This window comes from Paenibacillus alvei DSM 29 (assembly GCF_000293805.1).
GTDB lineage: Bacteria > Bacillota > Bacilli > Paenibacillales > Paenibacillaceae > Paenibacillus_B > Paenibacillus_B alvei.
Window position 1 is genome coordinate 456382 of record NZ_AMBZ01000002.1, and the last position, 13891, is coordinate 470272.

12 protein-coding genes and 2 pseudogenes are annotated in these 13891 nt (G+C 47.2%); 6 read left to right on the forward strand and 8 right to left on the reverse strand.

The features are described 5' to 3' along the window. Window positions 1-4: 4 nt before the first annotated feature. The 3 genes and pseudogenes from PAV_RS08450 to PAV_RS08460 form a co-directional block, all read right to left on the reverse strand. Entirely contained in the window at window positions 5-1318 is a 1314-nt protein-coding gene (locus tag PAV_RS08450; RefSeq protein ID WP_005545168.1) for an MATE family efflux transporter, read from the reverse strand. Between the two features lie 216 nt (window positions 1319-1534). After that, window positions 1535-2455, reverse strand: a complete 921-nt coding sequence (locus tag PAV_RS08455; protein ID WP_005545170.1) for an RNA polymerase sigma-70 factor — start codon at window positions 2453-2455, stop codon at window positions 1535-1537. Window positions 2456-2543: 88 nt separating this feature from the next. Beyond that, window positions 2544-2991: pseudogene (locus tag PAV_RS08460) on the reverse strand (carboxymuconolactone decarboxylase family protein). A gap of 273 nt (window positions 2992-3264) precedes the next feature. Between PAV_RS08460 and yedE the strand changes: the two are divergent. Beyond that, window positions 3265-4466: pseudogene (gene yedE / locus PAV_RS08465) on the forward strand (selenium metabolism membrane protein YedE/FdhT). Next, complete coding sequence (gene yedF, locus PAV_RS08470; protein ID WP_005545177.1) at window positions 4463-4687, forward strand: sulfurtransferase-like selenium metabolism protein YedF; 225 nt, start codon at window positions 4463-4465, stop codon at window positions 4685-4687. Before yedE ends, yedF begins: the two are co-directional and overlap by 4 nt. Window positions 4688-4908: 221 nt before the next feature. Here the strand turns inward: yedF and PAV_RS08475 are convergent, their stop codons facing one another. The 5 genes from PAV_RS08475 to PAV_RS08490 all read right to left on the reverse strand — a co-directional run bounded on the left by PAV_RS08475 (window position 4909) and on the right by PAV_RS08490 (window position 10319). Then, window positions 4909-6288, reverse strand: a complete 1380-nt coding sequence (locus tag PAV_RS08475; protein WP_005545179.1) for a sugar porter family MFS transporter — start codon at window positions 6286-6288, stop codon at window positions 4909-4911. A gap of 210 nt (window positions 6289-6498) precedes the next feature. After that, the gene (locus PAV_RS08480) at window positions 6499-7869 is read right to left on the reverse strand and encodes an AraC family transcriptional regulator (RefSeq protein ID WP_005545183.1); all 1371 of its coding nucleotides are present in this window, start codon (window positions 7867-7869) and stop codon (window positions 6499-6501) included. Window positions 7870-7899: 30 nt separating this feature from the next. Then, on the reverse strand, window positions 7900-8280 hold the full coding sequence (locus tag PAV_RS37195) for a sensor histidine kinase (RefSeq protein WP_005545184.1): 381 nt from the start codon (window positions 8278-8280) through the stop codon (window positions 7900-7902). Between the two features lie 78 nt (window positions 8281-8358). Then, entirely contained in the window at window positions 8359-9354 is a 996-nt protein-coding gene (locus PAV_RS08485; RefSeq protein WP_005545186.1) for a sensor histidine kinase, read from the reverse strand. After that, window positions 9351-10319, reverse strand: a complete 969-nt coding sequence (locus PAV_RS08490; protein WP_005545188.1) for a sugar-binding protein — start codon at window positions 10317-10319, stop codon at window positions 9351-9353. The genes PAV_RS08485 and PAV_RS08490 overlap by 4 nt, the downstream gene beginning before the upstream one ends. Before the next feature lie 244 nt (window positions 10320-10563). Between PAV_RS08490 and PAV_RS36045 the strand changes: the two genes are divergently transcribed. From PAV_RS36045 to PAV_RS08510, 4 genes are read left to right on the forward strand one after another with little or no spacing between them, the layout of a single operon-like run. Continuing rightward, entirely contained in the window at window positions 10564-10974 is a 411-nt protein-coding gene (locus PAV_RS36045) for a hypothetical protein (RefSeq protein ID WP_238555783.1), read from the forward strand. Next, a complete protein-coding gene (locus PAV_RS32250) occupies window positions 10869-11948 on the forward strand; it encodes an efflux RND transporter periplasmic adaptor subunit (protein WP_238555799.1) in 1080 nt (359 codons plus the stop codon). The genes PAV_RS36045 and PAV_RS32250 overlap by 106 nt, the downstream gene beginning before the upstream one ends. Continuing rightward, complete coding sequence (locus PAV_RS08505) at window positions 11945-12703, forward strand: ABC transporter ATP-binding protein (protein WP_005545191.1); 759 nt, start codon at window positions 11945-11947, stop codon at window positions 12701-12703. The genes PAV_RS32250 and PAV_RS08505 overlap by 4 nt, the downstream gene beginning before the upstream one ends. Next, a complete protein-coding gene (locus PAV_RS08510) occupies window positions 12645-13829 on the forward strand; it encodes an ABC transporter permease (protein ID WP_005545192.1) in 1185 nt (394 codons plus the stop codon). Before PAV_RS08505 ends, PAV_RS08510 begins: the two co-directional genes overlap by 59 nt. The last annotated feature ends 62 nt before the right edge of the window (window positions 13830-13891 follow it).

Here is a 13891-nt window from a genome sequence, read left to right on the forward strand (position 1 = left end):
AGGGCTATAACTTTGAAATTCTCCCTAACTTACTAAGGAAGCCAACCATTAATATCAAATAGCATATTCCTAAACCAAAATAGATTCCCCATAATCCTGCATGTAGAGATAAAATCCAGATGATCACTATGGATATGCCATAGATAATTGTAGAGAAATACATTACCCATTTTTCATAATCTATGCTTTGTAAAGTATATTTCATGATTTGTTGGGCAGCATTGATGAAGGAAATCAATAAAGCAATCATCAGGTAATCTTTTATCTGTGAAATTACTTCAACTTTATCTGTAATGAACCCACTTATGTAAGAAGAATAATTCACTATAACTATACTAAGAGGAATAATAATTAGGAATGATGATAAAAATGCGATCTTAACATAAGTGAAATAGTCTCTATTTTTACTATATGCTTGAGCGGTTAAAGTCATGCTGCAACCAGCATATGCATATGCAGGAAGCATTAAAAATTCCAATAGGGTTGTTATTACATTATAGGAAGCTATAGATGTCACATGGAGTCTTGACACAATCATAGTTAAACAGATCATAAACAAAGAAGATTCAACCAAATCCTGTAGGGAAAGAGGAATATATAATTTTACAAGCTCTTTCAAGTGACTTCTATTGAACCTCAATCTAAAAATGTGAAAACTATGCTTTTTGTAAGCTATGATGCAGATAAATACGCTTGAAAGCAAACCAACTACAGACCCTATTGCAGCACCGGTAGTACCTAATTGCGGGAAACCTAACTTGCCAAAAACCAGTACATAATCCAATGATATATTTACAATACTAGCGACTATGGTACTTATAAAAAATATTTTAGTTTTTCGCAAGTTTTTAAAATAAGCGGAAAATATAAATAATACAAGGTTAATACCTATGCCTATGCCACTAATATAAAGGTAATTTTCGGAATACTTCAACGTTAATGAATCAAGCCCATACAAATACACAAGTACCCATTTACCGCCAATTAAAATTAGACATTCGCAAATAACCCCTAATACGACTGCAAGCGTGATACTTGAATTAAATATATCGCCGAATGATTTTTTATCATCATTCCCAAGATACTTTGCACCAATAATATTGAATGCCACGCCAAGAAGTCCAATTGAGCCTGTTATAAAATAAATAAACGATCCTACAATACCAACAGCAGCAAATTCATGAATGGATAGCCTGCCAACAATAGCTTGATCCCCTATTTGGAATAATAATTGCATGAGATGCGCTGAAAGCATAGGTAAAACCATACTATTTATAAGAATAAAATCTGATTTATATTTTTTCCATATGCTTTTCACTGATTATATCCTTTATTTCAGTCTGGGTTATTTCTACAACAGAATTAAGCTGCCACAAGAAATCTACAATATCGGAATATACTTCTTCATTACTTACTTCATATTCTTGAGCTATAATATTGGAAATTTCAGTCGCGTAATCAGTATATAACCAGTACCTTTGCCAATATGTGAACATAATCACATATAAATAACGGAAGAAAGGGAAGACTTACTTTACTTTTCTATACGACTTATATGATCCAACTTATCCGGGTTAAATATAACATAAACGTTGCTTATGCGATCTTGCTCAGCCGTTAGCTCACAGCAGCATACCGCCTTCACAACTCCTTGCTCCCAGTACACCATATTCAAACTCGTATTTACCATAGTGAAGGATAGATCCCAACTTCGCAGCGCCACGAACGCTTTAGGAGAAGTGAGCAGCCTCAGTACACGGCTTCTGCCTATAATAGGCCGCATAGCAGCATGGACTCTGCCTCCTCCATCGGTAGTCAGTCGTACATCCTCTGACAGCAAGGACAACAATGCCTCCATATCATATTGCTGAAAGGCAGTAACGAACTTAGAGACAAGCGTACGTCTGGCTTCCGTATCTTGACTGGCAGAGGGGGAATATTCTCGCGCGTGCTCCTTGGCGCGGCTCAATATTTTGCGACAGTTGGAAGTCGACTTGCCTACCGCATCTGCGATTTCCTCATACTCATATTCGAATACTTCTCTCAGCAGAAATACGGCTCTCTCCATCGGAGTCATCCGTTCAAGCATAACCATATACGCATAGGACAACGAATCTGCACGCTCCGCCACTTGATCGGGCTGCTCTCCTTGTTCAACGATAGGCTCTGGAAGCCACTCCCCGAAATACGTCTCCCTTGTTCGACGAGAAGATTGCAGCACATTCAGACATCGGTTCGTCATCCACTTGGCGATATACGGCTTGATATGCCTGACATCGTCCAAATTCCTGCCAACCATACCCGCAAATAAATCCTGCACGGCATCCTCCGCATCAGACACCGTGCCCAGCATCCGATATGCAATTGAAAATGCTAAAGGCCGATAGCTGCGATACAATTGTTCAACAGGATCAGCCTCCTGTGTATGAACCGAATGAAGCTCTTTTACATCCATGTTCCCCCTCCTTTGCCCCTCATTCTACCATTCCAAGGCTATACTGATCCATGGAGCAAATAAGAAAAGAGGAGCACAAGGCTCCCCTCTACTTATCGAAGCATCCCGGATGCATTCCTGTCGAAATGGCAATGCGATTCCAGCAATTAATCGTCGCAATCGCGAGAATCAAATCTGCATATTCCTTCTCATTAAAAATGCTCGCGTACCTTTTCATATACCGACTGTGGTACACCCGCATCCGCTATTTCTGTCACACATTCTGTTAATTCCAGAACAGCCTTTTCTTTGTCAGTGAATACTGGTGCTTCCCTCCACACACTAAGCAGCATGATGCGCTTCGTATGATCGCCCATCTTCATCAGATCTGCTGCGTGCATATCGATACAGAAGGAGCAACCATTGATTTGAGAAGCCCGTATCTTAATGAGTTCAAGCAGCACCGGATCAAGTGTACCGCTGACGAATTTGTCCAAAGCTAGCATGGCTTGATAAGCAGGGGCATTTGCCGTTCGGTAATTAAAGCGCAATTTCATTTCATTCACCTCATCTTGGATTTGGTTACATAATCTAAGACAGATAAGGTACTCATTTTGTGACACGTCATAATCGATTTTTTGAATTTCCATTTGAGGTAAAAAAGTATCACCCCCGAATTCCCCCGCTAGTAAGCAGTTTGTAGTAAAATGGAGAATGGTTTTATTTGCATCTCATCTCTTGTTCGGATGTGAATTGCCGCATACAAACAAATCATAGTTCGATCGTGTTCGCACTTTTAGCTATGAGGGATTGAAGGGGTAAGGGAAAAGATGAAAGATTCGTTACGCAAGCTATTCACCAACTACTGGAGCCCTTACGTTGCGATCGGCATCGCAGGCGTACTCAGCGCGCTGTACTTCGGCATTACCAACACGGTATGGGCCGTCACCGGCGAGTTTACGCGCTTTGGAGGACATATCCTCCAACTGTTCGGCGTCGATATTTCCGATTGGGCTTACTTCAAATTGATACAAATGAAGGGCTCGACATTCGAGCGTACGGACGGCTGGATCGTGTGGGGCATGTTCATTGGCGCGCTCATCATGATCCTGTTCAGCAACAATTTCAAAATTCGCATGCCGAAGCAGAAGCGCCGCTTGGTACAGGGCCTGATCGGCGGCATTATCGCAGGTGCGGGCGCACGGCTCGCGCTTGGCTGCAACTTGGCTGCCTTCTTCACAGGCGTGCCGCAATTCTCGTTCCATGCCTGGATCTTCATGGTCGCGACTGCCATAGGAACCTATGCCGGGGTAAAGATCGTAGGCACTAAATGGTGGAAAGGCAAGCCGATCCTGCAAAAAGGGAATGCCGCGCCTACCATTCAACAAACAAGAAAAGTTCAGCCTTATATCGGCGGGCTTGTTGCACTGGCTTATACTGGACTTATTGTGTACTTCTTCCTAGCAGGCCAAACAATGCTCGGCGTAGCTGCTATCTTCGGGGCTGCCTTCGGCATCTTGATCGAAAGAGGACAGATCTGCTTCACCTCCGCTTTCCGCGATCTGTGGATTAGCGGACGCGCAACGATGACCAAGGCTATTATCGGCGGGATGGCGATCAGCTCTGTCCTAACGCTTATCGTTATTCTCGTGAACGGCGTCGAGCCGATTACGAAAATGGCAGCACCAAGCACATTCATCGGCGGCATCCTGTTCGGCATTGGTATCGTCCTTGCAGGCGGCTGCGAGACAGGGATGATGTACCGCCTCATGGAAGGACAAGTCATCTTCCTGCCTGTTTTCATCGGCAACATTATTGGCGCTACTGCTCTTGCGTACGCTTGGGATCATCTTGGCGTATTCGACCTGCTCGTGAAGAGTGGCGCGAAGATTAATCTGATTTCTGTGATGGGTCCAGCTTGGGCGATCATTGTCACACTTGTATTGCTTGCAATCGGTTATGCTGTAGCTAGCTACTGGCAAAAAATTACCGCTTCGGCGTTGGATTCAAAAAAGGAGATGCAAAACAATGACGATTGATTTCACATTGGATCTTAGAGGAGAACCTTGCCCATATCCCGTTATCTACACGTTAGAGACATTGCAGGATATGGAGAAAGGACAAGTATTGCAAGTAATTGCCGACTGTCCAGCCGCCTTCAAGAACGTACCGGAAGAAGTGGTGAAGCACGGCTATACGCTCGCGCAAGACCCTGTTAAGAATGGACAACTTATTTTCTATATTCAAAAATAGTAAAGACATGACAAAGGAGCTGCTCTGCAAGTAGTTAACTACTTCGCCTAAGCAGCTCCTTTTGATTTCTTATTTACTATCAGTTTCATCTTGCATGAATTCAGCATAATTCAGCCAGCTTGCCGCAGCAACTGTACCTAGGCCGGAATAACAAAAAACCACTCTGTACTGCCGCTTCACGGATGACAGAGTGGTTCTATAGAATGCAGCAATCTCCAATATTACGCCTTGGACGGAGTCCACATATTCTCGATTTCCTCCAGCGATTTCCCCTTTGTTTCGGGTACAACACGCCAAGTAAAGAAGACGGTGAACAGCGCCAATATGCCGAATATCCAGAACGTAATGGCCGGCCCCGCAGAGCTAAGCATCGGCGGGAACGACTGGGAAACGAGATAATCCGCCGCCCACAGCATCATAGACGCAATCGCCGTAGCCTTGCCGCGAATATGGTTCGGGAATATCTCGGACATGATCACCCATACAACCGGGCCAAGCGATATGGCAAAGGCTGCTACGTATACCAGAATGCAGACTAACACCAGCCAGCCGGATGAGTGCCCGGTCTGGAATGCAAGGCCGATAACGAACAAGCATATCGTCATTAAGGCAGATCCGACGAGGAGCAGCGCTTTGCGGCCGACTTTGTCAATCAACCACAGTGCCAAAATCGTGAACACGAAGTTGATGAACCCGACAAGAATCGTCTGTATGAGCGCTCCGTTCGTTCCTGCACCTGCTTGTTTGAAAATTTCAGGTGCGTAATACATGACCGCGTTAATGCCCGTTACCTGCTGAAGCACTGCCAACACGACGCCTACGATCAATGCCAGACGAAGCCCCGGCTTGAATAGATCCTTGATAGAACCTTTTTCCTGTTTGAATGATTCTTTAATATCCAACACTTCTTGGCGAGCCAATTCGTCGCCGTGAATTTTGCACAGAATTGGCAAGGATTCCGCTGCCCTGCCCTGCGTAATCAACCATCTAGGACTTTCTGGCACGAAGAACAACAGTACTAGGAACAGTACGCCTGGCACGGCTCCTACGCCGAACATCCAACGCCATGCATGTTCCACGCCCCAAGCATGATCGCCTGCGCCAGCAATACCCATATTGACGAAATAGACGACAAAAATACCCGTTACGACTGCCAACTGATTCAAGGCAACCAGACGCCCGCGGAACTTCGCCGGCGCAATCTCCGCATTATAGAGCGGGCAGAGCGTAGAAGTAATCCCAATTCCGAGACCGCCGACAATACGCGCTGCGATATAGCCTGAGAACGTTGCTGGAATCGCTGAACCCACTGTGCCGACAATAAACAGAAGAGCTGCTGCAATAAGTACCTTTTTACGGCCGAACTTGTCCGCCAAAATGCCTGTGCTTGCTGCCCCGACAATACATCCTACAATTAAGCTGGAAACTGCCCAGCCAACCTGGAATTCGGACAGGCCGAACTTTTCTTTCATGAAACCGATTGCACCAGAGACAACGGCAGTGTCGAAACCGAACAGCAAACCACCGAGTGCGGCTACAATCGATACAAGCGTAACATACTTCATATTTATTTGATTGTGTTCGTCTTGTTGCGTACTCATAACCTTATACCCCTTTGAGTAGAATCAATGATGACTGGAGCTTCATTATAACATCCAGCCTGTCCGATCATGACAGTCAAACCCTTCACTTCCTTGCGGATCATCAGCATAATATCGTTCCCCATCAGAACGAATTCCAAACATTGCCCGCGAACTAGCACATTCTTGTCTGAAAGACAAAAAAGTCCATGCCAACATACGGGCATGAACTTAATTCTCTGTACTGCGATATTCAGTTGGCGTTACGCCTGTTACCTTCTTAAATACACGACTGAAGTAATTCGGGTCTTTATAGCCTACCATATAGCACACTTCCTTCAGACTGTATTGTCCGTCCAAAATAAGCGCCTTGGCCTTGTCAATCCGCAGTCTTGTGACGTAGTCAATAAAGGTTTCACCCGTCTGCTGCTTAAAGACTTTGCTAAAATAATGCGGATTCAAGTGGACATGCTCTGCTACCTCCTCCAAGGAAAGCTCTTCATCGTACCGATCAAGAATATAGGCCGCAGCTCGATCCACGACATTCCCTGTCTGTTGTTCCCGCTCCTCGCGAATCCGCTTGATTGCATGCTCCACATAAGCTCCTTCGGCAGCAGTTCCACGTTCGTACCTATCATCGGGCTGCCAAGAGGCATTGTCCGCAGCCAATTGCAAATCTTCAAATCGGCATAGACTTCCCCAAGAGTTTGGACAAGTCGAGGCAAACACCGCTTCATAATAAGAACGCCGTATCCCCTCGATATGATGCTGAATGGTTCCAACACCGATCATAACGTCCAACCCGCACTGTCTGCGCAGGGAATTTATAATCTCGGTTCCAATGCCGGACACATCCTCCTGCATTGGTTCTCCCTGTATTGTTTCTTTATCCAAGATAAAAATAGCCATATGCTCATGGATAATTGGGCTTGCAATCCAGTTGAATCGATCCTTTATCTGCTCCTTTACTGCACTCTTCACAGCATCGACCGCTAGCTGCCAATTCTCTGCTAATTGTAGCCCTGAAGCCGACTTCATATCCTTTATAGCAACGACAATTGCATATCCCCGATCAAGCGAAAGCTCCAAAATATCCGCTAGCTGCAAGGCATCTGCCATATAAGCCTGATCAGCCATTAAGGCAAGAGAGAGCTCGGTTTCGGCTAATGGGAGCAGCTGAAAGAATTTATCCCGAATGGCAAGCTGCTCATCCCGCTTTCTACGCTCATCCTTGATCTCATCAACGAGCCGCTGAAGAATTGACACAATTTGCTCCCGCTTGGCAGGCTTGACCAAGTATTCCTTCACCCCAAGGGAAAGAGCCTGCTTGGCATAGTCAAAATATTCATAGGCCGTAATCAGCACCATTTTCACGAGTGGATTGCGTTCCTTAATCTCCTTCAAGGCATCCAAGCCCTGAATACCGGGCATCCGCACATCCATCAGCACAATATGCGGACGATGCTCATCCGCCTTCTGGATGGCCACACGGCCATTATCCGCATGGATAATCTCGAAGGTGTCGGGCATCATCCTCGTAATAATCCACTCTAGGCCTTCTCGTTCCAATGCCTCATCGTCGGCAATCAGCAAACGATACATCTTCCCCCTCCTTTCTCATCACGACAACTCTCACCGGTCTTTTTCGGATTGCACCACGATGTTCGGAATTCGTATCATTACCGTCGTACCTTGGCCCGGCTCGCTATAAATATCGACCAGATCCGCTCTGCCATAGTACAGCTCCAGTCGCCGAAACACATTATATGTCCCTATCCCTGTAGATTGCCCGCCTCCACCGGAACGAGAATCAGTTGCTCCCTCATCCATTTGGAGTAAGGAATTGCGCGTCTCCTCCGACATTCCCATGCCATTGTCCGCGATCGATACCCGCACCCCATCCAGCACATGTTCGATAGTCAAGGTTACGACCGCTCCCGCCTCCATTCCCTCAATGCCGTGCACAAATACATTTTCGAGAATCGGCTGCAGGGTGAGCACCGGAACAAGCACATCCAAGGCTGTCTCATCGATTTGCGTTACAAATTGGATGCGGTCACGGAACCGAGCCTGCTGAATCGTAAAGTATTCCTACGCCTGCTCAACCTCGTCCCGAAGCGGCACGGGTTGATCGAGTTTGCGCAGATTATACCGGAGCAAATTGGACATAGACACTGTCAAATCGCTTGTACGTTCAGCGCCCTCCAGCAAAGCAAGCTTTGCAAGCACATTAAGCGAATTGAACAGGAAGTGCGGGTTCATTTGATTTTGCAGCGCCTTGAGCTCCAGCTCCTTCACAAGTCGATCCTTCTCTAAGCTCGCTTTATCTTTCTCGATCATTTGCAGAAGATCAGCCTGCATACGTCCGAAGGCTTCTGCAAGCGTGCGAAGCTCGTTGTTGCCCTCCACCTGCGGGGGCTTGCTCTGCAAATTACCGCGGGATATCGCTCTCGCCACATTTACCAGCCGCTTGATAGGCTCGGTAATACCTAGAGAAAGCCAATAAGCAAGCGCGATGCTGAGCAGCGTATTAAAGATAAAAATGCCGATTCCCCATTGATTCATCGCTTCTGTATGAGTGAAAATTTGCCGGTAGAACGGCTGATAAAAGCGCAGCTCTTCATCAATGAGCTGATGTCCCTCTTCCCGAATAAAGCCGGCTGTTGCCTCCAACTCCTCATAAAGAGGAACATAACGCAAGGAACTAGGCTCCTCTCGCGCTTGAAGCACAGCGGCCTCCTCCTCGATATAAGTGTCCAACAGATTCCGATAATTGCGGACTGCCGCTCCTGAGGATGGAAGGTTAGAAACCTGCTCTGTTAATTTTGATCGGAGCACAATCAGCCTATCTCGTTCCCGAAGGTATTCCTTGCGCGCACTGTCGCTTTGATCAAGCAGGTATATATTTAAGGCACGCAGGTTGTTATCGGCTTGGCCTGCAATCTGTTTGTACATCAATACCCGTTCCAGCATCACATTATAGCTGTGCTGTACGGTTGTCCCGCTTTGGAAAATAAAAAAGGAAACGCCATTGCTCATAATGAGCAGTGCTGGAATGAAGATCAATAACTTTTTCCGTATATTCATCGTTTGTCTAATACCTTAGTACCTGTATAGTGTGTGTTCGGATATGGATTATGCTCAAAAATACGGTGCAGGACAGATACAGCTTCGAATCCAATGTCTTTCGGCTGCTGCACAAGGGATGCAGCGATATCGCCACGCGCAATTGCACGCTGGGTTGCCTCCACATCATCGAAGCCAAATACAGTGACCCCGCTCTTATGCAGGGCTTGAAGGCCTTCGACAATGCCAACTGCGTCCCATGCACTGAATCCAATCATCGTTCGAATATCAGGATGTTCACTTAGCATGAGCTCGGCTTGTCTCGCGGCTTCGATTCGCGAAATATTCGATGACTGTACCGCTACTATTTCAAAGCCTGGAGTTTGCTCGATAATCGTTCGGAATCCCTCCAGCCGCATCTGCTGATTGTCGGCATGCTCGCTGCCTAGAATAACGCCAATCTTCCCTTGGTGGGCTGAATCACGAACGACCAACTGTCCCATTTGCACCCCTGCCGCTTGATTATCAGTCCCGATATAGGCTAATCTCTTACTGCTCGGGGCGTCTGAATCGACGGTTACAATGGGAATGCCCTGCTCGATTGCTTTGCTCACCAGCTCGTTATATTGTGGTTCGTCGATCCCTTGTGTCAGAATCGCGTCCGGCTTGGATGCAATCGCTTTAGACAGCAGCTTCATCTGTTCGGATGGATTAATGCGTATTGGGCCGGCGTATTCGATATTCATGCCGAACTGTGCGGCCGCCTCCTTTGCCCCCTGCTCCACCGTGCGCCAGAAGGGATTATCCAGCTCCTGAGCAATAAGCACGATATGTTTGAGCGATTGATGCCGTTCCGTATCCTGACCCGATTCAAGCTGCTGCACCAAGCGTTCAACCGCAAATGTGGAGGACAAAAATCGAACAGCTACATAACCGAATATAGCGAATAGGACGATCAGGCCTATCATCCACTTTCGTTTCGCCATGATGCCCCCCTTAATTCTTTTCTGAAATATAGGCTTTATTATACTAATCTGATCGCGAAAATGAAAACTAAGACCATTATGGCATTATTTGTTGTCCTTCGTTTGGCTTTCAGCAATTATTCAGCTAACGCTCAGTTCATGCTCAGTGAGCTTTAATGGATCATTCATCTAAGACAAGTACCCTATGTTTATCGGGAACATCGAATGAGGTGCAGCCCCCTAGAACCGGTAAAGGTGGATTAGAATGATGAGGAAATGGGTGTATGTGACAGCGATATTAATTGCAGCAGGCGCGGCCATCGCAATATATCTGACCCGGCAGCCGGCAGAGCAGACTTCTGCTTCCAATCCGGCAGCTCGAACCGTACAGGCGGTCAAGGGAAATATCGAAACCAAAGTATCTGGTTCCGGACTTGTTGACGTAGCAGAGGTGACCAACGTAAAGGCAGGCTATAAAGGAACCATCAGCAAAATCAACTTCAAGGTCGGCGATCAAGTAAAAAAGGACAGACGCTCGTTGCGTTTAAGAAGACAGACAATTCCGAGCGAATCAAGCAGACGGAGTTGTCTATCAAGAAGCAGCAGCTGCAAATGCAGCAGTTCCAGAAGCAATACAAAGAAGCGCCTGAGGAAAACCGGGATTCCATTCAGATAAACATGGAATCACTCACCTTAGAAATCGAGCAAAATGAGTCCACGCTTGCAAGTCTACAGGCAGAGGAAGCGGAAAATCATGATGTGGTCGCTCCAGCTTCAGGAACTATTAAGGAAAGCCAGATCGAAGATGGGAATGATGTGAACGAAAATACGGTGGTAGCTGTCATTGCAAACTATGAGAACTTGAAATTTGTAATGTCGGCTGACGAATTAGATATCCCATCCATTAAAACTGGACAGACAGCCAAAGTGACGCTTAATGCCTTCCCGAATAAAGAATTTACCGGAAAGATCACATCGATCGGAAAAGAAGGCAATAGCTCAAATGGCGTAGCGACTTACGATGTGAATATCGGATTAACCAAGGCAGAAGGGGTGCTTGCGGGCATGTCGGGTCAAGCTGATATCGTTACGCAAGCGAAGCAGGATGTCGTGCTTGTTCCGGTCGATGCAGTCATTACCATGGGCAGTAAACATTATGTGCGTGTACCTGATGAAGATGGGAGTGCTACTTCCCCAGAGAGTGATGCTAAGGAGACCGATAACCAACCAGCCAATGCAAGCAGCTTGTCCCAGCAGGACAGCAATGAAACCCCTCGCCTAAATGGAGACAATGAACGCTCTAGTAAAGGATGGTCCAAAGCCAACCGCAGCGGATCTGGCGCCGCTGCTGGTGATGCAGGGCAAGGATATACGAGAAATGGGGGATACCTCGGACAGGCAGCAGGCACAGGAGGTGGTGGTAAGCTCATGGAGGTCGCCATCGGTATCAGCAATGATACGTATGCCGAAATTACGTCAGGCCTCCATGCTGGAGATTCTGTCTTAGTGGCTATCCCGCAAGGCAAAGTTGGTGGAAGCAGCGGTACAGAGCAGAGACAACGCCAGGGCGGCATAAGCTTCGGCGGCGGATTCCCTGGAGGGTCTAGCTTCCCTAACGGGTCTTCAGGAGGTAGAGGTGGTCGCCAATGAAGCAGAATGTATCAGGCAATCCTTGTATCATTACTATATGCGATGTGAAAAAGTCATATCAAATGGGGCCTGAGGAGGTTCAAATCCTCAAAGGGGTTCATCTCGATATTCAACAAGGGGATTTTGTAGCTATTATCGGCCCTTCGGGTTCCGGTAAGTCCACTCTGATGAATGTCATCGGCTGTCTGGATACGCCAAGCTCCGGCAGCTATATGCTGGATGGAGTGGAAGTGAGCCGATTGAGCGACAACAAGCTGGCGGATATTCGCAATCGCAAGATCGGATTTATCTTTCAAAGTTTCCACCTGCTCCCCAAGCTTACCGCCATTGAAAATGTAGAGCTTCCGCTTATCTATCGCGGATTAGGAGCAAAAGATAGACAGGAAATGGCTGTACAGGCACTGCGTCAGGTCGGATTGGAGGACAGGATGGGACACCGGCCAAGCGAATTGTCAGGCGGGCAGCAACAGCGGGTAGCCATTGCCCGGGCACTGGCTGCGCATCCTCCAATCCTGCTTGCTGACGAGCCTACCGGTGCCTTAGATACGAAAACAGGACAAGAAGTAATGGAACTAATCAAGAAACTCAATCACGAGGGGCATACGATCATCCTTATCACCCATGACATGGAGGTGGCCGCCCACGCAAAACGAGTCGTCTTCATGAACGACGGCGTCCTGACAGAGGAAAGGGGGAATGGACGTGAAGCTGTCGCAAGGATTCAAAATGTCATGGCACAGTATACGCTCCAATAAACTGCGAACCTTCCTTTCGATGCTCGGCATCTTAATTGGAGTCGCTACGGTTATTTCCTTGATGGCCATGGGTCAAGGTTCCTCCAATGCAGTTGAGCAATCGCTGCAAAGCCTTGGCACGAATCAGCTGTCTGTCAATATTATGGGACGGGGCAGCCAAACGACACTAACGTTGGACGATGCGGTTCATTTGGCTGACGATATTCCGGATATCGAGGGACTGGCCCCCACAGTATCCGGAAATGCGACCGTTAAAAATGGCACGACTGAAGCCTCATCCGTATCTGTGGAAGGCATTACGCCAGACTATGAACGGGTCAAGGATTTCAAAAACCAAAGCGGCCGCTATATCGTACCCCTCGATATTACAGGTTATTCCCGAGTTGCCCTGCTTGGCGTAGATACAGCAGCTGAATTATTCAAGGGAGCAGATCCAACCGGACAAACGATATTGCTGAACGGTGTACGGTTTAAAGTAATCGGCTTGCTGGAGCCGAAAGGCAGCTCGCTCGGCGGATCGAATGACGAGAAAGTTCTCATCCCTATCACAACAGCACAGCGCTTGTTCCAGTCGGCTGGCGTGCGCTCTGTTGGCGTTAAGGTCGCACAAGAGGAGAAAATGGGCGATGTCTCGGCACAACTGGAAGCGAAGCTGACGAACTTGTTCCGTGGCAATACGGACAGCTTCAACATTTTCAACCAGCAAGATGTAAAGGATACGATGAGCTCAATCACGAAGACGCTGTCCACGATGATGGCGGGCGTCGCTTGCATCTCCCTAATTATTGGGGGAATCGGAATTATGAATATTATGCTGGTGTCCGTTACGGAGCGGACACGGGAAATCGGCATCCGCAAATCGCTGGGCGCCAAGAAACGCGATATTCTGTTGCAATTTCTGATTGAGTCCGTCGTTTTAAGCGGAATGGGCGGCTTGGCCGGTATCGGATTGGCTTATGCCGCCTGCTATGCCATGACTCATTTCATGTCCGTCGCAACCGCCATCCAAATAGATATTGTCATATATTCGTTTGCCTTTTCAGCCGTAATTGGAATTGTATTCGGGATATTTCCTGCCAACAAAGCAGCTTCTCTGAAGCCGGTAGATGCACTGCGTCATGATTAGAGAAGGCTTCCTTTCGCAATTGATAAGTAAAAACAGCCTGATTATCCGTTATCGGATATCAG

What these genes read in the sequence shown, in the direction of transcription:
- PAV_RS08455 (WP_005545170.1), bottom strand. Translation starts at nt 2,455, where the DNA reads ATGGATGTAAAAGAGCTTCATTCGGTTCATACACAGGAGGCTGATCCT.
- yedF (WP_005545177.1), top strand. Translation starts at nt 4,463, where the DNA reads ATGACGATTGATTTCACATTGGATCTTAGAGGAGAACCTTGCCCATAT.
- PAV_RS08475 (WP_005545179.1), bottom strand. Translation starts at nt 6,288, where the DNA reads ATGAGTACGCAACAAGACGAACACAATCAAATAAATATGAAGTATGTT.
- PAV_RS08480 (WP_005545183.1), bottom strand. Translation starts at nt 7,869, where the DNA reads ATGTATCGTTTGCTGATTGCCGACGATGAGGCATTGGAACGAGAAGGC.
- PAV_RS08485 (WP_005545186.1), bottom strand. Translation starts at nt 9,354, where the DNA reads ATGAATATACGGAAAAAGTTATTGATCTTCATTCCAGCACTGCTCATT.
- PAV_RS08490 (WP_005545188.1), bottom strand. Translation starts at nt 10,319, where the DNA reads ATGGCGAAACGAAAGTGGATGATAGGCCTGATCGTCCTATTCGCTATA.
- PAV_RS36045 (WP_238555783.1), top strand. Translation starts at nt 10,564, where the DNA reads ATGATGAGGAAATGGGTGTATGTGACAGCGATATTAATTGCAGCAGGC.
- PAV_RS08505 (WP_005545191.1), top strand. Translation starts at nt 11,945, where the DNA reads ATGAAGCAGAATGTATCAGGCAATCCTTGTATCATTACTATATGCGAT.
- PAV_RS08510 (WP_005545192.1), top strand. Translation starts at nt 12,645, where the DNA reads ATGGACGTGAAGCTGTCGCAAGGATTCAAAATGTCATGGCACAGTATA.